This is a genomic window from Streptomyces sp. NBC_00080 (genome assembly GCF_045041255.1).
GTDB classification, from domain to species: Bacteria; Actinomycetota; Actinomycetes; order Streptomycetales; family Streptomycetaceae; genus Streptomyces; species Streptomyces coriariae.
In genome coordinates this window covers 8,793,939-8,810,848 of record NZ_CP108235.1, presented here as the reverse complement: position 1 = coordinate 8,810,848, position 16,910 = coordinate 8,793,939, and the positions used below count along the sequence as shown (strand labels likewise).

Below are 16,910 nucleotides of genomic sequence, written 5' to 3'. Positions count from 1 at the left end.
CGGGTCCGGACACGCCGCGTGGCCGGAGAGCCGGCGATCGTGTTCCGCCGTGACCATATGCCGTCGGATGACTGACGCGTAGCCTGGCAGCCCTCGGGAACCCTGTAGGGGCGACGCCAGAGAGCCGTACGAGAAAGGACGACGGTCCCGGAGACTCAGGGGCCGCACTGACGACATGGCAACCGAGCCGCGTGGAAACGACGCACTGTCCTCCTGGGTGATTCCCAGCCGTACAGCCCGCTTCGAGGGCGAACCCCAGGACGTGACGGGTGCACGGCTGGCCACGGAGGGGTTCCTCCATGAGCTGGCCGGCACCGTGCCCCCCACGGCACCGGAGTGCTGGCACGACATCGTGCTGATCGTCACGGAGCTGGCGGCGAACGCCGTCCAGTACGCGCCAGGCCCCTTCGAGCTGTGCCTGCGCCCCACCTTCGACGGGGTGCACGTGACGCTGCACGACACCAACAGCACTCCGCCGTCTCCCCGGCCGTTCCATCCGGACAGCGGGGGCGGGGGGATCGGCTGGTATCTGGTGCACACCCTGTGCAGTCAGGTCAGCGTGGTGCCGAGCGAGGCCGGCCAGGGCGAGGGGAAGGACGTGCACGTCTTCCTGCCGTGGTGAGTCCGGCGGCAGGGCGGCAGGGCGGCAGGGCGGCAGGGCGGCAGCCGAGGGGCGGGGGTGCAGAGGCAGGGGCGCAGAATCCGCGCCCGCGTGTCAGGCCGGCCGGTCTGCGCTCCGGATCGGCATGAACACACTGATCGTCTTCCCGCCGCCGTTCTGTTTCTCGATGGCGATGTCCCGGGCCAGGCGGACCACGAGCGGCCAGCCGTAGCCGCCCACCCGGTGGCCGGCCGGGCGGGAGCCCGGTCCGCACACCTCGGCGGGCACCGTGTCGCTGTGGTCGCGTACGGCCAGCCGGACCCCGTCCCGCACCGGCGTCATCCCGAACCCGGCCAGTCCGCCGCCGTGCCGGAGGGCGTTGGTCACCAGCTCCGACACGACCAGCAGCAGGTCGACGACGTCCTCCTCGCGCGCCGGCCCGGTGGACGGGTTCCACCGGGCGTCCACCACCGCGCGGGCGTGGGCCCGGGCCGCCGCCGCGGTCGTCACCGAGGTCCCGGCCGTTCCCCGGACGGGCACCGAGCGGGCGGGCGCGAGCCCCTCTTCCCTCATACCGATGGCGTTCCCCGTGGCGTCAGCCGGCGATAGTGGTCACCGACGGCGGTGAGGTACGCCGGGTCCGTCGTCTCGCTGTCGGTACGGAAGCGAGGCGCGTCCTTGACCTCGTCCCCGGTGCAGCCCAGGGTCACCTTGCGTTCCGTGTGGTCGACGCCCGCCACGACGCCCGCCGGGACGACGGCGCTCCTGCCGAACAGCCACACTCCCGTGTCGACGACCAGGTGCCGCATGCCGAGCGGGTCGGCCTCGCGTTCCACATGACCGAGGGTGCCGTCGGCCGTCATGACGGCGTAGTCGGTCAGGTCCTGTCCTTCGGCGTGTCCACTGTCCGGCGTGTACGACCAGATTCCGTCGATGGTCACACTGCTCCCTTCTCGCGCTCCACAGCTGCCATTACCCGCCCGCGGCGCCCGCATTCGGAGGCATGTCTGTCCGTTCCTGACCGAAGAGAGGGGGTATCAGCACCCGTTGGAAAAGTCTGTGCGGAACAACAGGCATGAGATGCGGAACCCGGGGCAGACGGACTCCGTCATCGACCAGCTCGACGAACGGAGTGAGCGGCATGAATGCCGTGACGGCACACGCAACGACGGCCACGGCAGCGCGGGCGGGCACGGAGAGCCCGCACGGAGGGGTTCCGCTCATCGAGATGCCCACCCAGGTGAGCCCGAAGGACGCGCGCGAGCTCTCGCGCCGATTCTTCGACCGGCTGGCCGTCGTGGAGGAGGGCACCCACGAGTACCAGTACGTACGCAACACCCTGATCGAGATGAACCTGTCCCTGGTGCGGTACGCGGCCTCCCGCTTCCGCGGCCGGGGCGACTCCATGGAGGACATCGTCCAGGTCGGCACGATCGGGCTGATCAAGGCCATCGACCGGTTCGAGCTGACCCGCGAGGTCGAGTTCACCTCGTTCGCCATTCCGTACATCGTCGGCGAGATCAAGCGGTTCTTCCGGGACACGAGCTGGGCCGTGCACGTGCCGCGCAGGCTCCAGGAGGCACGGGTCGAACTGGCCAAGGCCACCGAGGAACTGCAGACGCGGCTCGGCCGGATGCCCACCACCCGTGAGCTCTCGCAGCTGATGTCGCTGTCGGAGGAGGAGGTCATCGAGGCGCGCAAGGCGTCCAACGGCTACACCTCCGCCTCCCTCGACGCGGCCCTGACCTCCGACGGCGGCGCGGACGGCGAGTCCGTGCTGGCCGACTTCCTCGGTGCCGAGGAGCCGGCGCTGGAGCTGGTGGAGGACTTCCACTCGCTGGCGCCGCTGATCGCCGAACTCGGCGAGCGGGAGCGGCGGATCATCCATATGCGGTTCGTCGAGGAGCGGACGCAGGCGGAGATCGGCAGGGAGCTCGGCATCTCCCAGATGCATGTGTCGCGACTGATCAGCCGCATGGTGCAGCGGCTGCGGACCGGCCTGCTGGGGGCCGAGATCGCCTGACCCCGAAACTCCGGTCATGACGCTGCCCGGGACGGCTTCGAGCCGTCCCGGGCAAAGCTGTGCGAGTACCCCGCTTCCGTTCGTGTATGCATGGTGCCCGTCGTCTGGAATTTCTGTGTGCGCAAAGTGAGCGATGCTTTGTTGCGCCGCGCACCGGTGGGTTAGCCTGCGGCGGATTTCTCTCATCGCGCACATCCGTGAACTGCGGAAATCCACGTACGACATGCGGGGCCGTCCACCCGGGCGGCCCGGTTCCGAGTCCCCGCCCGGGGGCTCCTGGGGAGCGGAACGAGGGTAGGCATGACCAGCAACGCGACCGAGTCCTTGGACGCGGTTCCCGGCGACCACGAGCTCAGGCAGCTCCTGGCAGGCCTGACGGCCGTACGGGACGGGGACTTCGGTACCCGGCTGCCCACCGACGGGGACGGTCTGCTGGGTGACATCGCCACCGTTTTCAACGGCATGGTCGACCAGCTGTCCGTCTTCACCTCCGAGGTCACCCGGGTGGCCCGGGAGGTGGGCACCGAGGGAACCCTGGGCGGCCAGGCCGAGGTGCCCGGGGTCTCCGGGACCTGGGCCGACCTGACGGACTCCGTGAACGCCATGGCGGGCAACCTGACGACCCAGGTGCGGGACATCGCCCAGGTGGCGACCGCGGTCGCCAAGGGCGACCTGTCGCAGAAGATCGACGTGCCGGCCCGGGGCGAGATCCTTCAGCTGAAGGAGACCGTCAACACGATGGTCGACCAGCTCTCCGCCTTCGCCGACGAGGTCACCCGCGTCGCCCGCGAGGTCGGCACCGAAGGACGCCTCGGCGGCCAGGCGCAGGTGCCCGGGGTCGCCGGGGTGTGGCGGGACCTCACCGATTCGGTCAACTTCATGGCCGGAAACCTCACCAACCAGGTCCGCAACGTCGCCCAGGTGACGACGGCGGTGGCCAAGGGCGACCTCTCCCAGAAAATCACCGTCGACGCCCGCGGCGAGATCCTCGAACTCAAGAACACCATCAACACGATGGTCGACCAGCTCTCCGCCTTCGCCGACGAGGTCACCCGCGTCGCCCGCGAGGTCGGCACCGAAGGACGCCTCGGCGGCCAGGCCGACGTCAAGGGCGTCAAGGGCACCTGGCGGGACCTCACTGATTCGGTCAACTTCATGGCCGGAAACCTCACCAACCAGGTCCGCAACGTCGCCCAGGTGGCGACCGCGGTGGCCAAGGGCGACCTCTCCCAGAAAATCACCGTCGACGCCCGCGGCGAGATCCTCGAACTCAAGAACACCATCAACACGATGGTCGACCAGCTCTCCGCCTTCGCCGACGAGGTCACCCGCGTCGCCCGCGAGGTCGGCACGGCGGGCAACCTGGGCGGCCAGGCCACGGTCCGCGGGGTGTCGGGCACCTGGAAGGACCTCACCGACAACGTCAACGTCATGGCGTCGAACCTGACGGGCCAGGTGCGCTCCATCGCCCAGGTCGCCACCGCCGTGGCCCGCGGCGACCTCTCGCAGAAGATCACCGTCGAGGCCAAGGGCGAGGTCGCCGCGCTGGCCGACGTCATCAACACGATGGTGGACACCCTGTCCGCGTTCGCCGACGAGGTGACCCGGGTGGCCCGCGAGGTCGGCACCGAGGGCCGGCTCGGCGGCCAGGCGCAGGTGCCGAACGTGGCCGGCACCTGGAAGGACCTCACCGACAACGTCAACTCGATGGCCAACAACCTCACCGGCCAGGTCCGCAACATCGCGCTGGTGACCACGGCGGTGGCCCGCGGCGACCTGTCGAAGAAGATCGACGTGGACGCCCGGGGCGAGATCCTCGAGCTCAAGACGACCATCAACACGATGGTCGACCAGCTCTCCGCCTTCGCCGACGAGGTCACCCGCGTCGCCCGCGAGGTCGGCACCGAAGGACGCCTCGGCGGCCAGGCCGAGGTGGAGGGTGTCTCGGGCACCTGGAAGCGCCTCACGGAGAACGTCAACGAACTGGCCGGGAACCTGACCCGGCAGGTGCGCGCGATCGCCGGGGTCACGAGCGCCGTCGCGGAGGGCGATCTGACCCGGTCGATCACCGTGGTCGCCTCCGGCGAGGTCGCCGAGCTCAAGGACAACATCAACTCGATGGTGGAGTCCCTGCGCGAGACCACCCGGGCCAACCAGGAGCAGGACTGGCTCAAGACCAACCTGGCGCGTATCTCCGGTCTCATGCAGGGCCACCGCGACCTGCCCGTGGTCGCCGAGCTGATCATGGACGAGCTGGTGCCGCTGGTGTCGGCCCAGTTCGGTGCCTTCCACCTCGCCGAGGACGGCGAGCACGGCCCGGAACTGCGGCTCGTGGGGACCTACGGCTACCCCGCCGACGACGACCGTCCCGCCCGCATCCCGTTCGGCCGTTCGCTGGTCGGCCAGGCCGCACGCAGCCGCCGGACGATCATCGTCGACGAGCTGCCGGCCGGCTATGTCACCATCTCCTCCGGGCTCGGACAGGTGGAGCCCAGCGCCCTGGTGCTGCTGCCCATCGTCTTCGAGGGGTCGGTGCTCGGCGTCATCGAACTGGCGTCGGTCGGCGCGTTCACGCAGATCCACCGGGACTTCCTGGAACAGCTGAGGGTGACCATCGGCGTCAACGTCAACACCATCGTGGCGAACGCCCGCACGGACGAGCTGCTCGACGAATCCCAGCGGCTGACCGCCGAACTCCAGGCCCGGTCCGCCGAGTTGCAGTCCCAGCAGGAGGAGCTCCAGCACTCCAACGCCGAGCTGGAGGAGAAGGCCTCCCTGCTGGTGGCGCAGAACCGTGACATCGAGGCGAAGAACCTCCAGATCGAACAGGCCCGGCAGGAGCTGGAGGCGCGGGCGCAGCAGCTGTCCCTGGCGTCGAAGTACAAGTCGGAGTTCCTGGCGAACATGAGCCACGAGCTGCGCACCCCGCTCAACAGCCTGCTCATCCTGGCCCAGTTGCTGGCCCAGAACCCCTCGCGCAACCTCACTCCGAAGCAGGTCGAGTACGCGGGCATCATCCACTCGGCCGGCTCGGACCTGCTCCAGCTGATCAACGACATCCTGGACCTGTCGAAGGTCGAGGCCGGCAAGATGGACGTCTCGCCGGAGCAGGTGTCGCTGCGGCAGCTCATCGAGTACGTCGAGGCGACCTTCCGTCCCATGACGACGCAGAAGAGTCTCGAGTTCTCGGTGAGCACGGCCACCGGCGCCCCCGCCGACCTGCTCACCGACGACTCCCGGCTGCGCCAGGTGCTGCGCAACCTGCTGTCCAACGCCGTGAAGTTCACCGAGCAGGGCAGTGTCGAGCTGCGCATCGAGCCGGCGTCCGACGAGGAGGTGCCGAGCAGCGTGGTCCGCGGCAGCACCGTGGTGGCGTTCCGGGTGAAGGACACCGGCATCGGCATCCCGGAGCAGCAGCTGGAGACCATCTTCGGCGCCTTCCAGCAGGCGGACGGCACCACCAGCCGCAAGTACGGCGGCACGGGCCTGGGGCTGTCGATCACCCGGGAGATCGCGCATCTGCTCGGCGGTGCGGTCACCGTGGACAGCACACCGGGTCGGGGCAGCACCTTCACGCTCTACCTGCCGGTCGCGCGGCGGGACTTCCAGGAGGTCGTCGACGGGGTCCGGCCGGTGGAGCGCGCCCTCGCCGGGCCGCCCGCGGCGATCCCCCTCGGCTCCCCCGGTACGCCCACGGCCATCGGAGCGGCCCGGCGGCCGCGTCGGCTGCTGGTGGTGGAGGAGCGGCCCCGCGGCCTGCTGACCCTGGTCGCCGAGAGCGTCGTGGCGGACATGGCACGCGGCCGTGAGGACGGCACGTCGGCGGCGCCGGTCGACATCGTCACCGCAGTCGGGGCGCACGAGGCCGCGGGCGCGCTGGCCGCCGAGCCCTGCCACTGCGTCGTCCTGGAACTGGGCATGCCCGACGCGGAGGCCTCCCGGTTCCTCGAGGCCCTGCACGACGACTCGGTGCTGACGGGCGTTCCGGTACTCGTGCACAGCGGGCACCGCGCGGACCTCGCCCAGGAGGAGAGCCTGCAGTCCCGGGCGGCCGGCAAGCCGATGGAGTTCCTGTCCAGCCTGGACGAACTGCGCGAGCGCATCACGTTGCACCTCTCCGCCGAACAGCCGGGGGACGTGCTCGCCCTGGTCCGTCCGGACGAGCCCCAGCACGTGGCGCCGCACCTCCCGGACGACGCCGTCGTGGGCCGGACGGTCCTGGTCGTCGACGACGACGCGCGCAATCTGTTCGCGCTCAGCGGGATCCTGGAACTGCACGGCATCCGCGTGCTGCACGCGGAGAACGGGCGCGAGGGGATCGACACACTGCGCAACAACCCGGACATCGCGCTGGTGCTGATGGACGTGATGATGCCCGAGATGGACGGGTACACCGCCACGGCGGAGATCCGCCGCATGTCCGAGTACGCCGACCTGCCCATCGTCGCGGTGACCGCGAAGGCCATGCCCGGGGACCGGGAGAAGAGCCTCGACTCGGGGGCCAGCGACTACGTCACCAAGCCCGTCGACACCCATGACCTCATGTCCTGCGTCCGACGCTGGCTGACCGTCTGAGGACGTTCGCCCCGCCCGAGCCACCAGGCGTCCCAGCCGAGGAGTCCGCACACCGTGAGCACCCCCGCACAGCCCACCGAACCCGGCGAGGGCCGGGCCCTGCCCGTACCGGCCGGAGAGCAGCCCCGGCCCGTGGAGGGTGTGAGCCCGCCGTCGCCGGAGGGCACCGCCACGCCCTCTCCCGTGGGCCGGCTCGCCGCCACCGTGGACCGGCTGCGCCGGGAGGTCCTGGAGGCCCAGGCGGAGGCCGACGGGCGCGCCCTGGTCGAACTGGCCAAGGGCATCCTGGTGGAGCGCCTCGGCTGTGGCCCGAGCGAGGCGGCACAGCAGTTGTCCGTGCTGGCCGAGCAGTCCGGTCTGAGTCCGCTGGAGTTCGCGGTGGACGTCATCAACCAGGCCGCCAAGGACCGCGTGTCGGAGGTGACACAGGCGTTCCTCGCGGCCGTCGGAAAGCCGGAGGATCCCACGGAGCAGTCGGCGGCCGTGCGGTTGCGGGCCGCCGAGAGCGGGGCGCTGGCGGCCGCGCACGACACCCAGGCCGTCGCCGACTCGCTGCTCCAGCACGCGCTGGGCCCGCTGGGCGCGGTCGCCGTGGCGATCTGGGCGGCGGGCTCCGACGGTTCGCTGACCCTCGCCGGCAGCGCGGGGTTCTCCCCCGGCGAGGCCGAGCGCTGGCGGTACGTGCCGCCGGACGTGGCCACGGTGGCACGCAGCGGCCTCACCGAGGGGGCGACCCAGTGGATCGAGTCGCTGGCCCGGACCGGGCTGCCCACCATCGGCCGCCATCTGCACCCGGACGGCGGCCGCGCGGCCGTGCCCGCCGGCAGCGCCGGGCGCGTGGACGGGGTCCTGGAGATCGCCTGGCCGGCCCCGCTGGACCGGCAGCCGCCCCAGGTGGTGCGCCAGGTGGAGGCCCTGGCGGACCTGTGCGCCCACACGCTCCAGGCGTACGCGCATGTCCGGGGCCCCGACCATGAGCCGCTCGTCCTGCCGGACACGGCGGAGCTGATGGACCTGACGGACGGGCTGCACGACCCGGCCCTGGTGCTGGTGCCGCACGTCGACGCGGCGGGAAAGCTCGTGGACTTCCGCATCCAGCACGTCAACGACCGCTTCCTCGATCCCGCGGGCCGGCCCCGGGCAGTGGTCAACGGGGCCCTGCTGCTCGAGGCCTACCCGATGGCCGCCGGCGGCGGTGACCTCTTCCAGCGGATCGAGCGCGTGCACGCCACCGGCGAGCCGTTCCGTGCGCGCCGGATGAGTCTGACCGCGCTGGTCGGCGAGGTGCCGCTGGCCGCGGTCGCGGACCTCAGCATCAGCCGGCACGGCAGCTGCGTGCTGCTGATCTGGCGGATCGAGGACGAGACGGCGCGCCTGGCCAGCCTTTTGCAGAACGCCCAGCGACTCGGCCGCATCGGTGGTTTCGAGGAGGACCTGCTCACCGGCGAGACCACCTGGAACGGACAGCTGTTCACCCTGTACGGGCGGCCCGAGTCGAGCCCGCCGGTGCCGCTGGAGGAGCTGGCCGCGCACACCCATCCCGATGACGCGGTCGTCGTCGGCCGGCTGCTGCGCACCCTGCTGCACGGCCGCCGTCCGGCTTCCGCCGCCTTCCGGCTCCAGCGGCCGGACGGGGTGACCCGGCACATGCGGATCGTCGCCGAGCCGGTGCTCGACACCGACGAACGGCTGGTCGCCGTGCGCGGCGCGTACCAGGACATCTCCTCGCAGCACTGGACGGAGGTGGCGCTCGCCGCCACCCGCGACCAGCTCGCGCAGAGCGAGCAGCACGCCAGCGAGCGCAGCAGGCTGGCCCTCCAGCTCCAGCACGCCATCATGCCGCCCACCCGGGCGCCCCTGGAGGCCCCCGGGCTCCAGGTGGCGGTCCGCTACCGGCCCGCCGAGGAGGAGCACCTGGTGGGCGGTGACTGGTACGACGCCGTCGTACTGCCCTCCGGACTGGTGATGCTGTGCGTGGGCGACGTGGCCGGGCACGGCATCGAGGCGGCGACCAGCATGGTGGTGCTGCGCAACGCGCTGCGCGGACTGGCGGTGACCGGGGCGGGGCCCGGTCAGCTGCTGTCCTGGCTCAACATCGTCGCCCATCATCTGACCGGTTCGATCACGGCCACGGCCGTGTGCGGCCTGTACGACCCCTCCCGGCACACCCTGCGCTGGGCGAGGGCGGGCCATCTGCCGCCGGTGCTGGTGCGGGACGCCCAGGCGGCGCCGCTGCCCCTGCTGAAGGGGATGCTGCTGGGTGCCATACCGGAGACGGTGTACGAGGAGGAGGAGGTCCAGCTGGCGGCCGACGACACCCTCCTGATGTACACCGACGGCCTGATCGAGCGGCGCGACCGGTCCGTGGAGGAGTCGCTGACCCAGTTGCTGGTGCAGGCCCGCACGGTGCCGCCGACGCTGGACCAGCAGCTGGACCGGCTGCTCACCTACAGCAGGTCCGACACGGACGACGACACCTGCATCGTGGGCATCCGGCTGCGCTAGGCAGCCGTCCCCGTGACGGTCTTGCGTCGTGTGTGCATGGTGGGGACGTTCTGGGGTATCCGCATGTGCGCGACACCAGGTCGGGGATCCGCAGACGGAAGGGCAGGACACACGAAAGATGACGACCGTCCCGTGCGGCCTCCCGCGCGTCCTCGCCGGCCGTCGCCGCGCATCGAAGTCGCCCACCGGGGTAGACGCTCCCGACCGTCAGCTTTCGGAGGTACGTGTGTCCATTGCTCAGAACCCCCTGTCCGTCGAGGTCACCCTGCCTCGTGAGGACGTCGCCCTGCTCACGGTCGAAGGCCATCTCGACCTCGACACGGCGACCGATCTGCAGGCCCATCTGGCCAATCAGTTGCACCACGGCCGACGACATTTCCTCCTCGACCTCTCGGCGGTTCCGTTCATGGACTCGTCCGGCATGAACATCATCCTGCGGGTGTACCAGGAGGCCCGGGGGCTGCCGGGGAGCGTGCACGTGATCGCTCCCACACCGGCCGTGCGCCGGGTTCTGGACCTCACCGGGGTCAGCCTCACGGTGCCCATATCGGAGAAGGTCGACGAGGCTCTGGAGCTCGTCGACCGGCAGCAGCTCGCGGACGGCCCGCAGGACTGACCGGGACCTGGCGGCGGCCGTCCGGCGGACAGAAGAAGGCGCGCAGGGACGGCCGACTGCCGTCCAATACTTGTCATTTGACAACTATGCACGTAAGGCAACAGAGTGAGCGGGACAGTGATGCGGGAGGAAAGACGGATGTGCCTGTGGGCGAACCCGATCACCCGGGGACACCGTCAGGCGGTACGGGCGTCACTGGCGTCGGAGTCGTGGATCTGTTCGGCCGCGGCCGCACAGAACGCCTCCAGCCCTCTCAGCAACGCCGCGCGCTGCGCGGCGGACATCTGTTCCAGCACGCTTTCCAGCGCTGCCTCACGACGTGATCTGAGGTCGACGAGGAAGGCACTGCCCCGGCGGCTCAGGAAGAGCTCCAGTTCCCGGCGGCTCTCGGCGGCGACCCTGCGTTCGACGAAGCCGACGGCCTGGAGGCGGTCGCACAGGCGGCTGGTGGACGGCGGTGTGGACCCGAGGAACTCGGCGAGGGTGCGCAGGTTGATGCCCTCGTGGTGCTCCAGGATGAACAGCACGCGCAACTGGGAGGCGGAGACCGGTGCCGTCGAGGCACGGCCCCAGAGGACTTCCAACAGCTCCGCCGCCTCTGAGGTCACACGCGCCACCTGGAGCGGCTGCGGGCGCGAGGAGGGGGACATCACGGTCACACTCTCGCAGGCTTCTCGACGGCTGTCAGCCCACCCCCGCCGCCGGGGGCGCCACGGACACGACGCCACGACGTTCCGGGGCACGCCGTGACCGACCAGGTGAACAGACTCGTCGCCGCCGGGCGCGCCCTGCGCTCCGCGGCCCCGCACCAGCTGCCCGACGCCCTGAGCCAGGTGCTCCGCACCCGGTACGCGGCAACGGCCGTGGAGCTGCGGCTGGCCGACTACGGGCTGACGGTGCTGCTGCCCGTGCCGCCCGCGCCGAGCGGCACGAAGTCGGCGCCGGCGCAGGGCAGTGCGCCGGGGCGGGCCTTCGGGTCGCAGCAGCCGTACGTCGAGGAGCCGGCCGACGGCCGGGTGCGGGCGCATCTGCCCGTGACCGTGCGCGGCGACCGGCTGGGCGTGCTGTCCCTGACGCTGCCCGCGCGCAGCCGGGAGTCGCTCGCCGAACTCACCGAGCTGGCCGAGCTCCTGGGGCACGAGCTGGTGGTCGCCGAACGCGACACCGACCTGTACGCGCGGGCCCGCCGCAGGGAGCGGCTGACGCTGGCGGCGGAGATGCAGTGGCAGCTGCTCCCGGCCCGCTCGTGTGCCCGGGAGGAGTACGCCCTGGGTGCCCAACTCGAGCCCGCCTACGCCATCTTCGGCGACAACTTCGACTGGGAGGCGTCCGCCGACCATCTGCTGGTCTACGTCACCAACGGGATGGGCGAGGGCATCGAGGCCTCCCTGCTGACCAGCCTCGGCGTCAACGCGCTGCGCAACGCGCGCCGCGCCGGCATCCCGATCGAGGACCAGGCGGCCCTGGCCGACCAGGCGCTCTACGCCCACTACCGGGGCGAGGCGCACCTGTCGGTCCTGCTGGTGGACATCGAGCTGTCCACGGGGCGGATGCGGGTCGTCGACGCGGGCTCACCGCAACTGCTGCTCCTGCGCGACCGGGTGCTGTCCCTCGTGGACCTCGACGCGCAGCTGCCGCTGGGCATGTTCGAGGAGACCGACTACGTCGCCCAGGAGCTGACCCTGCTGCCCGGCGACCGGCTGCTCTTCGTCAGCGACGGCGTCCACGGGGTCGCGGCGCCGGGCGGCGAGTCGTACGGCGAGCACGCCCTCGCGCGGGCGCTCGGCAACGCCGCCCTGCTGCCGGCGGCGGACGTCCCTGCCGCGGTGCTGCGCGGGCTGACCGGGCACCGGGGAAGGCCCGAGCCGGACGACGACGCACTGGTCGTGTGTCTCGACTGGTTCGGGAGACGGCCCGCGTCGTAGCCCGCCCTCAGCCGTCCGCCTCCGGCGGGCCCGCGGTGGCGACAGACAAGCCGACCAAGACTCAGAGGAGAGAACCACGTGCCGGAGCACGAAACGGCCGCAGAGCGCACCACGCCGGCGAGCGACGTCGGGAAGTTCCTGCACCGCCGCCGAGAGCAGATCGCCCAGCGCTGGGCCGACGAACCCCTGTTCCGCACGGTGTTCACCGTCTCGCGGGACGAGGCGGTGGAGGCGGGCCGGGTCGTCGTCGACGCGCTCGCCCAGGTCGCCGAGAGCGGCCGGGTGGCCGACACGGACGCGGCCGGATTCACCGCGGTCCGCGAGCAGCTGGCCAGGATGGTGGCCTCCCGGGCCCGCTTCGGGCTCACCTCCGGCCAGGTGTCCACCGAGGTGGACGGCCTCCGTCCACCCGCCGTGAACCTGCTGGTGGCCGATCTGCCCGAGGCGACGCCCGAGCACCTCAGGGAGTGCACGACCCTGCTGACCGTGCTCATGGGCACCCTGCGGCTGGTGGTCCTGGAGACCTCGCTGAGCGAGGGCCAGGCCCTCATCGACCGGCAGCACCTGGAGCTGCTCGAAGCCGCCACTCCCGTCATCCGGCTGTGGGACGGCATCGTCGCCGTACCGCTCATCGGGACGCTCGACAGCGCCCGCAGCCAGGTCGTGATGGAGACCCTGCTGGAGTCGGTCGTCGACCAGCAGGCCCGCTTCGCGATCCTGGACATCACCGGGGTGCCGATGGTCGATTCGCTGGTGGCGCAGCACCTGATGAAGACCGTCGCGGCCGTCCGGCTGATGGGCGCGGAGTGCGTCGTCTCCGGCATCCGGCCCGCCATCGCGCAGACCATCGTGCACCTCGGCCTGGACCTCGGCACGGTGGTGACCAGGTCGAGCCTCGCCGACGCCCTGGGGTACGCCCTGAACCGGCTGGGTGCCGACATCGTGCTCGCGACGCCCGGCGGTGCGGGTCCCCGGTGAACCACGACCTCTCCCTCTCGGGCACGGCCCACGTGCCGGTGCTCCGGCTCGGCGACGTCCTGCTGATCACCCTCCAGGGCGACCTGCACGACGGTACGGCTGAGCAGCTCCAGCAGGACATCGCCGAGCAGATCGTCCGCAACCGGGTGACCGGCGTGGTCATCGACATCTCCGGGGTGGAGATCGTCGACTCGTTCCTGGGGCGTGTCCTGGCCGAGATCGCGGCGAGCTCCCGGCTGCTGGCCGCGCGGACCGTGGTGGCCGGCATGCGCCCCGCGGTGGCGATCACGCTGGTGGAGCTGGGGCTCTCGCTTCCCGGCCTGCGGACCGCGCTCACCACCGAGGCGGCCCTCGAACTGCTCGCCATGACGGCCGCGGGCGGCCCGCGCCGGGAGCCTCGGTGAGCGGGACGGTCGCGGGCGTCGAGGCCCGCCTGCCGATCCGCTCGGACCTGGACCTGGTGTGGGTGCGGCAGCACGTGCGCCAGGCCGCCGCGGTGCTCGGCTTCGGCCTGGTGGACCAGACCAAGCTGGTCACCGCGGCCAGCGAACTGGCCCGCAACACCCTGGTGTACGGCGGTGGCGGTGAGATGGCCGCGGAGCACGTGTGCGACGGGCGGACCCAGGGGCTGCGGCTGACGTTCAGGGACCAGGGGCCGGGCATCGCCGACCCGGAGCGGGCGCTGAGCGACGGCTACACCTCCGGCGGCGGGCTGGGTCTCGGCCTCGGCGGGGCGCGTCGTCTGGTGCACGAGTTCTCCCTCGACAGCACGCCCGGGGTCGGCACCACGGTCGCGGTGACCTCCTGGGCGGCCCGTCCGCCGCGGCAGCGTGAGGAGCCCCGATGACGCACGTGTGGGACGTCCCGGTGCAGGACTCGACGCGGGTGCGCGACGCCCGGGTGGCCGCGGAGGGCGCGGCGGCGCTGGCGGGCCTGGACCGGTCGCGCACCGCCGACGCCGCCCTCGTGGCGACCGAGCTGGCGACGAACCTGCTCAAGCACGCGCGCGGCGGACAGCTCCTCGTGGAGGCGGTCACCCCGCCGGGCGGACGGCCGGGGGGCCTCGTGGTGCAGGTCGCCGCCGTCGACCACGGGCCGGGCATGGCCGACGTCTCCACCGCCCTGGGCGACGGGTTCTCCACGGCGGGCTCGCTGGGAGCCGGCCTGGGCACCTGCCGGCGGCTCGCCGACGACTTCGACCTGCACAGCGTCCCGGGCCGCGGGACGGTCGCGCTGGCCCGCATCGGCGGCCCGGCCCGCACCCGCGGTCGCCGGGAGCCGGCTCCCGGGCTGACCGGGGCCTCCGCGCCGGACGACACCTCCGCCGCGTCCGCCCCGTTCTCCGCGCGGGTCGGTGGCGTCAACATCCCCTTCCGGGGCGCCGCGTGTTCCGGGGACGCCTGGACCTGCGTCCGTGAAGGGGACCGGCTGACCCTGATGCTGGCCGACGGACTGGGCCACGGCCCCGAGGCGGCCCGTGCCTCGACCACGGCGGTCCACGAGGTACAGCGCTCACCCCACCTGCCGCCGGCCGAACTGCTGCGCCTGCTCGACACCGCGCTGCGCGGTACGAGGGGCGCCGCGGTCGCGGTGGCCCAGCTCGATCTGCGGTCCGGACGGCTGCGGTTCGCCGGTGTCGGCAACGTGGGGGCGCGGCTGCGCGAGGGCGGCTCCTGGCGCCATCTGCTGTCCCGGCCCGGGATAGTCGGCGCGCATCGGCCCACCAGCCTGCCCGAGACCGAGGCGGTCTGGGCCCCGGACCGTCTGCTCGTCCTGCACAGCGACGGCTTGCCCAGCCGTTGGGCGCCGCCCGTCGACGCCCGCCTGCTGTCCTGCGACCCCGCCGTCACCGCCGCCGTGACGGTCCGCGACGCCGGCAGTTCCGCCCGCCCGGTGCGTGACGACACCGCCGTGGCCGTCCTGTCCCCGACGCCGCCGGATGGTCCATGAATCTCACCTGGCCGATCAGCACCGTCAGCGACGCGGCCCGCGCGCGGATCACCACCGCGCGGGTGGCCGCCGCGTACGGTGTACCGCCGCTCGAACGCACCCGGATGGCCGCCGCCCTCGGCGCGCGGCTGCGCCAGTGTCTGTCCAAGGGCGGCAGCTGGCGGTTCGTCCTGACGGTGGCGGGGGGCTCGCTGCGGGTCGAGGTGTCCCCCTCCCCCGCCGACGGCGAGCGGCCGTGGTGCGTCTCGGCCTCCTGCCCGGAGCCGGCCGCGGGCCCTGTCTGCGACGCCGCGGCGGGTGACGCTACCGCCCTCGGGGAGGCCCTGCTCGGCGCCGACGAGGACACCGCCCTGGTGCTGGAGCGACTGGCCGAGCAGGAGGAGCTCGTCGCCTTCCACCGGGAGGAGCTGCACCAGACCAACCAGGGTGTGCTCGCGCTGCACGCCGAGCTGGACGCCGCCGGACGGGCGCAGCGCGAGGCCTTCGCGGCGGAGCGCGCGGCGCGCCGGGAGGCGGAGGACGCCCGGCGCAGGCTGACGTTCCTCGCCGACGCCAGCGCGACGCTGACGGCCTCCCTCAATCACGAGGAGATCGCCCGTCTGTTGCCCGCGCTGCTGGTGCCGCAGTACGCCCGCACCGCCGACGTCTGGCTCTTCGACGCCGAGGACGAGCGGGGGTCGTCCGTTCCGCGTGCGGCGGCCGCCGTGATCGCGGCCCGCACCGGGCGGCCGCAGTACGCGGCCGCGCACCCCGGGGGTCTGTCCGGGGTGGACGACCAGCCGCCGTCCGCGCTGCATCCCGGCCGGTCCCTGCTGTGCGTGCCGCTGCCGACCCGCAGCGCGCCGCTGGGCGTCGTGACGCTGACCGCGCCCGGCGAGCGGTGGGACCCGGACGACGCCGTCATGCTCGTGGAACTGACCCGGCGGGCCGGTGGCGCGCTCGACAACGCCCGCCGTTTCGAGCACAACCGGGACATCGCCGAGACCCTCCAGCGCGCCCTGCTGACCGACCTGCCGACCACCCCCGGCCTGCGGCTCGCGGCCCGCTATCTGCCGGCGACCTACGGGCTGAACGTCGGCGGCGACTGGTACGACGCCTTCCGGCAGCCCGACGGCAGCCTGATCACCGTCATCGGCGACGTGACGGGTCACGGGCTGCACGCGGCGGTGATGATGAGCCAGCTGCGGACCGCGCTGCGCGCCTACGCCGTGGACGGCGGCAGTCCGGGCGAGCTGCTCACCCGGCTGCACATGTTCCTGCACCATCTCCAGCCCGACCTGTACGCGACGGCCGTGATCGCCCGCTTCCAGCCCGGTGAGCCGGTGCTGACGTGGGCGGCGGCGGGTCATCCGCCGCCCGTGCTGCGCGGCCCGGACGGGCGGGTGCGCACCCTGGACGCCAAGCCGGGGGCGATGCTCGGCATCCCGCTGCACCAGGAGATCGCCGACCACACGGTGCCGTTGGAGCCGGGGTCCACGCTGGCTCTCTACACCGACGGGCTGGTCGAGCGGCGGGCCCAGGGCATAGACCCGGGCATCGAGCGGCTGGCGGCGGCGCTCGGCTCGTTCCGTGGCGAGGAGCTGGACGCGGACCTGGACGGTTCGGCGGAGCGCATCCTGGACCCGATGCTGAGCGACTCCGAGCGGGACGACGACGTCTGCCTGCTGCTGTGTCACGTGGGCGCTCCCGCGGGCGGCCGGCTCGGCAGCCGCCCGCGGCCCGGGGCCTGAGGAGCGG

14 protein-coding genes are annotated in these 16,910 nt (G+C 72.3%); 11 read left to right on the top strand and 3 right to left on the bottom strand.

The genetic code is table 11. The features are described from left to right. Positions 1–175 precede the first annotated feature (175 nt). Positions 176–622 carry an ATP-binding protein gene (locus OHU34_RS39385; protein WP_405771022.1) on the top strand — a complete coding sequence of 149 codons (447 nt, stop codon included), beginning with the start codon at positions 176–178 and terminating at the stop codon, positions 620–622. A gap of 93 nt (positions 623–715) precedes the next feature. Here OHU34_RS39385 and OHU34_RS39380 read toward each other — a convergent pair whose 3' ends face one another. Next, complete coding sequence (locus tag OHU34_RS39380; protein WP_230193694.1) at positions 716–1,174, bottom strand: ATP-binding protein; 459 nt, start codon at positions 1,172–1,174, stop codon at positions 716–718. Further along, positions 1,171–1,542 (bottom strand): PRC-barrel domain containing protein, encoded by a 372-nt coding sequence (locus OHU34_RS39375; RefSeq protein ID WP_405771020.1) that lies wholly within the window; start codon positions 1,540–1,542, stop codon positions 1,171–1,173. Before OHU34_RS39375 ends, OHU34_RS39380 begins: the two co-directional genes overlap by 4 nt. Positions 1,543–1,742: 200 nt before the next feature. Here OHU34_RS39375 and OHU34_RS39370 point away from each other — a divergent pair, with 200 nt between their 5' ends. The 4 genes from OHU34_RS39370 (at position 1,743) to OHU34_RS39355 (ending at position 10,320) form a co-directional block, all read left to right on the top strand. Then, on the top strand, positions 1,743–2,624 hold the full coding sequence (locus tag OHU34_RS39370; protein WP_372481665.1) for an RNA polymerase sigma factor SigF: 882 nt from the start codon (positions 1,743–1,745) through the stop codon (positions 2,622–2,624). Positions 2,625–2,924: 300 nt separating this feature from the next. Beyond that, the gene (locus OHU34_RS39365) at positions 2,925–7,199 is read left to right on the top strand and encodes a HAMP domain-containing protein (protein ID WP_142268670.1); all 4,275 of its coding nucleotides are present in this window, start codon (positions 2,925–2,927) and stop codon (positions 7,197–7,199) included. A 54-nt stretch (positions 7,200–7,253) separates the two neighbouring features. Beyond that, positions 7,254–9,704: a SpoIIE family protein phosphatase gene (locus OHU34_RS39360; RefSeq protein ID WP_142268671.1), complete on the top strand. Its 2,451-nt coding sequence runs from the start codon at positions 7,254–7,256 to the stop codon at positions 9,702–9,704. 226 nt (positions 9,705–9,930) lie between these two features. After that, on the top strand, positions 9,931–10,320 hold the full coding sequence (locus OHU34_RS39355; protein WP_142268672.1) for an STAS domain-containing protein: 390 nt from the start codon (positions 9,931–9,933) through the stop codon (positions 10,318–10,320). Positions 10,321–10,496: 176 nt separating this feature from the next. Here OHU34_RS39355 and OHU34_RS39350 read toward each other — a convergent pair whose 3' ends face one another. Beyond that, a complete protein-coding gene (locus OHU34_RS39350) occupies positions 10,497–10,970 on the bottom strand; it encodes a MarR family winged helix-turn-helix transcriptional regulator (RefSeq protein ID WP_200840009.1) in 474 nt (157 codons plus the stop codon). A 96-nt stretch (positions 10,971–11,066) separates the two neighbouring features. On the opposite strand from OHU34_RS39350, the gene OHU34_RS39345 reads away from it, so the two are divergent. The 6 genes from OHU34_RS39345 to OHU34_RS39320 all read left to right on the top strand — a co-directional run bounded on the left by OHU34_RS39345 (position 11,067) and on the right by OHU34_RS39320 (position 16,903). Further along, positions 11,067–12,245 (top strand): PP2C family protein-serine/threonine phosphatase, encoded by a 1,179-nt coding sequence (locus OHU34_RS39345; RefSeq protein WP_405771014.1) that lies wholly within the window; start codon positions 11,067–11,069, stop codon positions 12,243–12,245. A gap of 78 nt (positions 12,246–12,323) precedes the next feature. Beyond that, a complete protein-coding gene (locus OHU34_RS39340) occupies positions 12,324–13,223 on the top strand; it encodes an STAS domain-containing protein (RefSeq protein WP_142268674.1) in 900 nt (299 codons plus the stop codon). Beyond that, positions 13,220–13,627 (top strand): STAS domain-containing protein, encoded by a 408-nt coding sequence (locus tag OHU34_RS39335; RefSeq protein WP_142268675.1) that lies wholly within the window; start codon positions 13,220–13,222, stop codon positions 13,625–13,627. Before OHU34_RS39340 ends, OHU34_RS39335 begins: the two co-directional genes overlap by 4 nt. Next, the gene (locus OHU34_RS39330; RefSeq protein WP_142268676.1) at positions 13,624–14,070 is read left to right on the top strand and encodes an anti-sigma regulatory factor; all 447 of its coding nucleotides are present in this window, start codon (positions 13,624–13,626) and stop codon (positions 14,068–14,070) included. The genes OHU34_RS39335 and OHU34_RS39330 overlap by 4 nt, the downstream gene beginning before the upstream one ends. After that, the gene (locus OHU34_RS39325) at positions 14,067–15,173 is read left to right on the top strand and encodes an ATP-binding SpoIIE family protein phosphatase (RefSeq protein WP_142268677.1); all 1,107 of its coding nucleotides are present in this window, start codon (positions 14,067–14,069) and stop codon (positions 15,171–15,173) included. Before OHU34_RS39330 ends, OHU34_RS39325 begins: the two co-directional genes overlap by 4 nt. Further along, positions 15,170–16,903, top strand: a complete 1,734-nt coding sequence (locus OHU34_RS39320; protein WP_405771010.1) for a PP2C family protein-serine/threonine phosphatase — start codon at positions 15,170–15,172, stop codon at positions 16,901–16,903. The genes OHU34_RS39325 and OHU34_RS39320 overlap by 4 nt, the downstream gene beginning before the upstream one ends. Positions 16,904–16,910 lie beyond the last annotated feature (7 nt).